The sequence below is a fragment of the Roseiarcus sp. genome (assembly GCF_052145395.1).
Taxonomy (GTDB): domain Bacteria; phylum Pseudomonadota; class Alphaproteobacteria; order Rhizobiales; family Beijerinckiaceae; genus Roseiarcus.
The window spans coordinates 1-5748 of record NZ_JBKQOT010000231.1; the positions used below are offsets into that span (position 1 = coordinate 1).

The 5748-nt window shown below is 70.7% G+C and carries 2 protein-coding genes; both read left to right on the top strand.

Annotation, left to right across the window (positions count from 1 at the left end; all coding sequences use genetic code 11):
• Positions 1–150: 150 nt before the first annotated feature.
• Positions 151–4572: a DEAD/DEAH box helicase gene (locus ACLP25_RS07815; RefSeq protein ID WP_442468649.1), complete on the top strand. Its 4422-nt coding sequence runs from the start codon at positions 151–153 to the stop codon at positions 4570–4572.
• Positions 4573–4862: 290 nt separating this feature from the next.
• A partial coding sequence (locus ACLP25_RS07820; protein ID WP_442468650.1) for an IS110 family transposase occupies positions 4863–5748 on the top strand: 886 nt, incomplete at its 3' end.

Consider the following 5748-nt stretch of genomic DNA (forward strand, 5'->3'; position numbering starts at 1 on the left):
GTTGACCGTGAGCCGCGCGGCTCACGCGAGCCCCCCGGCTCACGCGAGCCCCCCGGCTCCGGGCGGCGGCCCTCGCAGATTGGGCCTGAAGCGCCATATCAAAGGGCGAACATCGGCGGCGTTCGCCGGCGTCCAAAGTGGTGAAGGGATTTGCGAACCTCGATAGGAACTTGCGATGGCGGCGCCGGGTCCGTCGGGAAAGGACCTGACCAGCCTTTCGACCGTGGGCAGGCGGATGGCGGACTCGCCGGGCTTTTCCATCCCGCCGTCGCTGCGTGGTTTCAGCGCGCCTTCCGCGCCCCGAGCCCGGCGCAGGAAGAGGCTTGGCCGGCGATCAAGGCCGGGCGGCACACGCTGATCGCGGCGCCGACCGGCTCGGGCAAGACGCTGGCCGCCTTTCTCGCCGCGATCGACGACCTCGTCCGCCAGGGCCTCGCCGGGACGCTCACCGACGCCACTCAGGTCGTCTACGTCTCGCCGCTGAAGGCGCTGAGCAACGACATCCACCGTAACCTCGAGGCGCCCCTCGAAGGCATAAGCCTCGAGCTGACGCGCAGCGGCTATCCCGACGTCGCCATCCGGACGCTGGTTCGCACCGGCGACACCGCGGCCAACGAACGCGCCCGCATGCGCCGCAACCCGCCGCACATTCTGGTGACGACGCCCGAGTCGCTCTACGTGCTGCTCGGCTCGGAATCGGGGCGCAAGGCGCTCGCAACGACGAAAACGGTGATCGTCGACGAGATCCACGCCGTCGCGCCGAACAAGCGCGGCGCCCATTTGGCGCTGTCGCTCGAACGCCTGTCGGCGCTCTGCAGAGATCGCCTGCAGCGCATCGGGCTGTCGGCCACCCAGAACCCGATCCGCGAGGTGGCGAATCTGCTCGTCGGCGCGGACGCGGGCGGCGGCCCGGCGGCGGAGGTCGCCATCGTCGATTCGGGTCATCACAGGCGGCGCGACCTCGCGACCGAGACGCCGGATTCGCCGCTCGAAGCGGTCATGTCCAACGAGGTCTGGACCCAGATCTACGAACGCCTCGCCGGGCTCATCCGGCAGCACCGGACGACGCTGGTCTTCGTCAACACCCGCCGGATGAGCGAGCGGATCGCGCGCGAACTCTCCGATCGGCTGGGCGAAGACGTGGTGGCGACCCATCACGGCAGCATGGCCAAGGAGCGGCGCCTCGCGGCCGAGCAGCGGCTCAAGCGCGGCGACCTCAAGGCGATGGTCGCAACCGCCTCGCTCGAACTCGGCATCGACATCGGCGACGTCGAACTCGTCTGCCAGATCGGCTCTCCGCGCTCGATCGCGACCTTTTTGCAGCGCGTCGGGCGCTCGGGCCACGCGATCGACGGCACGCCGAAGGGGCGGCTGTTTCCCCTCTCGCGCGACGATTGCGTCGAATGCGCCGCCCTTCTCGACAGCGTGCGGCGCGGCGAACTCGACCGGCTGACGATACCCGCCCAACCGCTCGATGTGCTCGCCCAGCAGATCGCCGCCGAGGTCGCGGCTGAGGACTGGACCGAATCCGCGCTCCTCGACCGTTTGCGGCGGGCCTGGCCCTACCGGAACCTGACCCGCGAGGATTTCGACGCCGTCGTGCGCACGCTCGCGGAAGGATTCGCCACCCGCGTCGGGCGGCGCGGGGCGCTCATCCACCGGGACGCGGTCCACAGCGTGCTCAGGGGCCGGCGCGGCGCAAGAACGACGGCGCTGACGTCCGGCGGCGCGATTCCCGACACCGCCGACTATCAGGTCCTGCTCGAGCCCGAGAACCACGTTATCGGCAGCGTCAACGAGGACTTCGCCGTCGAAAGCCTAGCGGGCGACGTGTTCCAGCTCGGCAATGCCTCCTATCGCATTTTGAGGGTCGAACGCGGCACGGTTCGAGTCGAGGACGCCAGGGGGCAGCCGCCCAATCTCCCCTTCTGGCTCGGCGAGGCGCCAGGCCGGACGGACGCGCTGTCGCGCTCCGTCTCGCGGTTGCGCGCCGACGCGGAAGCGCGCCTGCGCGCCGATTCCTCCGGCGGCGCGCTCAGGCGCTGGCTCCAAAGCGAGATCGGCGTCGGGGCGGCCGCCGCGGAACAAATCGCCGAATACCTCGCCGCCGGGCTCGCCGCGCTCGGCGCCCTGCCGACGCAGGAGGTTGTCGCGCTCGAACGGTTCTTCGACGAATCGGGCGGGATGCAGCTCGTCATTCATTCGCCCTACGGCAGCCGGCTCAATCGGGCGTGGGGTCTGGCTTTGCGCAAGCGCTTCTGCCGCAAGTTCAATTTCGAGCTGCAGGCGGCGGCGACCGAGGACGCGATCGTGCTCTCGCTGACCTCGGCGCACAGCTTCGCGCTGGAAGACGTCACCCGTTATCTCAACGCGAAAACCGTCCGGCCGCTGCTCGTGCAGGCCATGCTGGATGCGCCGATGTTCGCCGCGCGCTGGCGCTGGGTCGCGGGGATATCGCTTGCGCTGCCGCGCTTCCGCGCCGGAAAGAAGGTTCCGCCGCAGATCCTGCGCATGCAGGCCGAGGACCTGGTGGCGGCGGTCTTTCCCGACCAGATCGCCTGCTTCGAGAATCTGACCGGCGATCGCGAGGTCCCCGACCATCCGCTCGTCAATCAGGCGGTCTCGGATTGCCTGCACGAGGCGATGGACATCGAGGCGCTCGAGGGGCTGCTCTGCCGCCTCGAGACGGGCGAGGTCCGCGCCGTCTGCCGAGACCTCACCCAGCCGTCGCCGCTGGCGCTCGAAGTCCTCTCGGCGAAGCCGTACGCGTTCCTCGACGACGCGCCGATCGAAGAGCGCCGGACGCAGGCGGTGATGGGCCGCCGCTGGCAGGACCCTGAGAGCGCTGCCGACCTCGGCCGGCTGGACCCCGAAGCGATCGCGGCGGTCCGGGCCGAAGCCTGGCCCGATCCGGTCAACGCCGAGGAGATGCACGACGCGCTGCTGTGGCTTGGCTTTGTCACCGACGTGGAGGCGCGCGCCAATCGGGCCTGGAGCCAATGGCTCGACGCGCTCGCCGCAGAGCGGCGCGCCGCCCGCCTCGTCACCCCTTACGCCACGCTGTGGGCGGCGGCTGAGCGGGCGGGCGAGGTCCGCGCGCTTTGGCCCGACGCGGCGCTGACCCCCGAGGTCGCGCCTCCGGCGGAGAGCGCCGGCAAAGTCTGGACTCCGGACGAGGCCCTGGTCGCGCTTCTGCGCGGACGGCTTGAGGGGTCGGGGCCGATCACGGCGACCGCTCTTGCGGCGTCGCTGGGGGTTGAGCCGGCCGCCGTCGGCGGCGCGCTCGCGGCGCTCGAGGCGGACGGCGCGATCATGCGCGGTCGCTACGATCCGGACGTCAACGACGAGCAGTGGTGCGACCGGCGCCTCGTCGCCCGCATGCACCGGCGCACCGTCAACCGATTGCGGGCGGAGATCGAGCCGGTTGCGGCGCGTGACTTCCTCCGTTTTTTGTTCGCCTGGCAGCATGTCGGGGACGATGCGCGCCTCGAAGGGCCGGACGCGCTGCCGAAGGCGCTCGCGTTGCTCGAAGGATTCGAGGCGCCGGCGCGGTCCTGGGAGACCGAGATTCTGTCGGCGCGCCTCAAGGGGTACCAGCCGTCGTGGCTGGACGCCGAGTGCCAGGCGGGCCGGGTCGCCTGGGGCCGGCTCACGCCCGCAGCCGCCTCGGAGGAGCGCGTCCGGTCCGCCGCGCCGGTCCCGGCGACGCCGATCGCCTTGATCGACCGGCGGCGCATGGGCTTATGGACGTCGCTCGCGCCCGCTCCGGCCGCGCCGGTCCTCGGCGGGCGCGCCGGGGCCGTGCTGGACGCGCTGAAGACTCACGGCGCGCTGTTCTTCGACGAGCTCGTCGAGGCGACCCGGATGCTGCGGGCCGAGGTCGAGCAGGCGCTCAGCGAACTCGTCGCGAACGGGCTCGTCACCTCAGACGGCTTTTCGGGCCTGCGCGCCCTGCTGACGCCGTCCAGCCAGCGCAAGCCCCATTCCGGCCTGAAGCGGCGCGGGCGGGTGCTGCCCTTCGCCATCGAGAGCGGCGGGCGCTGGGCGATCGTCCGCCGCATGGCGCCGGCGCGCGACGACGAAGCGCGAGCGGCTGCGGTCGAGCATGTCGCGCGCACGCTCATCGCCCGCTACGGCGTCATGTTCTGGCGGCTCACCGCCCGCGAGGCGGCGTGGCTGCCGCCGTGGCGCGATCTCGCGCGAGTCTATCGCCGGCTGGAAAGCCGCGGCGAGATTCGCGGCGGCCGCTTCGTCGCCGGGGTCACCGGCGAGCAGTTCGCCCTGCCGGAGGCGATCGCCGCGATGCGGGAGATCCGCCGCCGGCCCGGCGACGGCCAGTGGGTTTCCGTTTCCGGCGCCGACCCGCTGAATCTCGTCGGCGTGCTGACCCCGGGCGCCCGGCTCGCGGGGCTCACCGCCAACCGCGTCGTCTACCGCGACGGCGTTCCGGTCGGCTCGCTGTCGGGGCGCGCGGTCGAGCTCGATTCCGATCTCGCCGGGTCCGCCCGGTGGGAAGCCGAGCGCCGCCTCATGCGCTCGTCCGCGTCGGGGCTGATCGCGGGATTGGCGTGAGGCGGGCGGCTCTTGCGTGAGCGAAGGCGCTTGCGCCCGGGCTCAGTCGCGGCGTCATCGCGCGTCTTGCTGCACGAGCGTCTCAGGTTTCAATTTCCGGTATCGGGCAGGAAGCGGGCGTTCGAGGCCGGCGCCACAGGCGGCCGCTCTGCGCAAGTTGCGGCCGTTGCAGGAGGGCTTGGCGAACGGGTCAATTGAGACCCTTTACTGATGGGGTGGACGGCGCCCCGAACGGCATCAAGCGTGCCAAGATGGTCGTCGTTGAAAGCACCATCGAAGGGAGGCCGTCCATGAGCAAGTCTATCATCGCTGTTTCGTCTGTCACGCGCGTCGGGCTTGATCTGGCTAAGAGTGTGTTCCGTGTTCACGTGATCGATGCGACGGGCTCGGTTGTCGTTGCCCGCTCGGTCAATCGCCGAACGCTTTTGAAGTTTTTCGACGCGCTTCCGCGGTGCGTCGTGGCGATGGAGGCCTGCTCCTCGGCGCATCACTGGGGGCGGCAATTGCTGGAACTCGGCTTTGCGGTGAGGCTCATCCCGCCGGCGCATGTGAAGCCCTATGTCCGACGCAACAAGAACGACGCGGCCGACGCGGCGGCGATCTGCGAGGCGGCGGGGCGGCCGGGCCAGCGGTTCGTTCCCGTGCGCTCGGTGGATAACCAGGCCGCGCTGATGCGCCATCGCGCGCGCGAGCTGATGGTCGGGCAACGCACGGCGGCGCTCAACGCGCTGCGCGGCCATCTGTCGGAAATCGGCGTGGTCGCCGCGCAGGGGGTTCAGAACGCTTACGCCCTCAAGCGGCTGGTCTGCGACGGCGTCGACGACGACGGCGAGATCGTGGTTCCCGATTGCGTTCGCCTCGCCCTCCTCCCGCTCGTCCGGCAGATCGACGCGCTCGACGAAGCGATCGAGGCGATCGACAGGGAGCTTGAAGCCTCCGCCAGGACCGACGAGACCGCGAGGCGGCTCATGACCATTCCTGGGGTCGGCCCGGTCACCGCCATGGCGCTTCTCGCCACGATCCAGGACTTCGCCGCGTTTTCCAGCGGGCGGGAGTTCGCCGCCTTCCTCGGGCTGACCCCGCGTGAGCATTCGAGCGGCGGCAAGCCGCGGCTCGGGCGGATCACCAAGATGGGCGACCGCTACTTGCGCAAGCTTCTGGTCGTGGGCGCCTGCT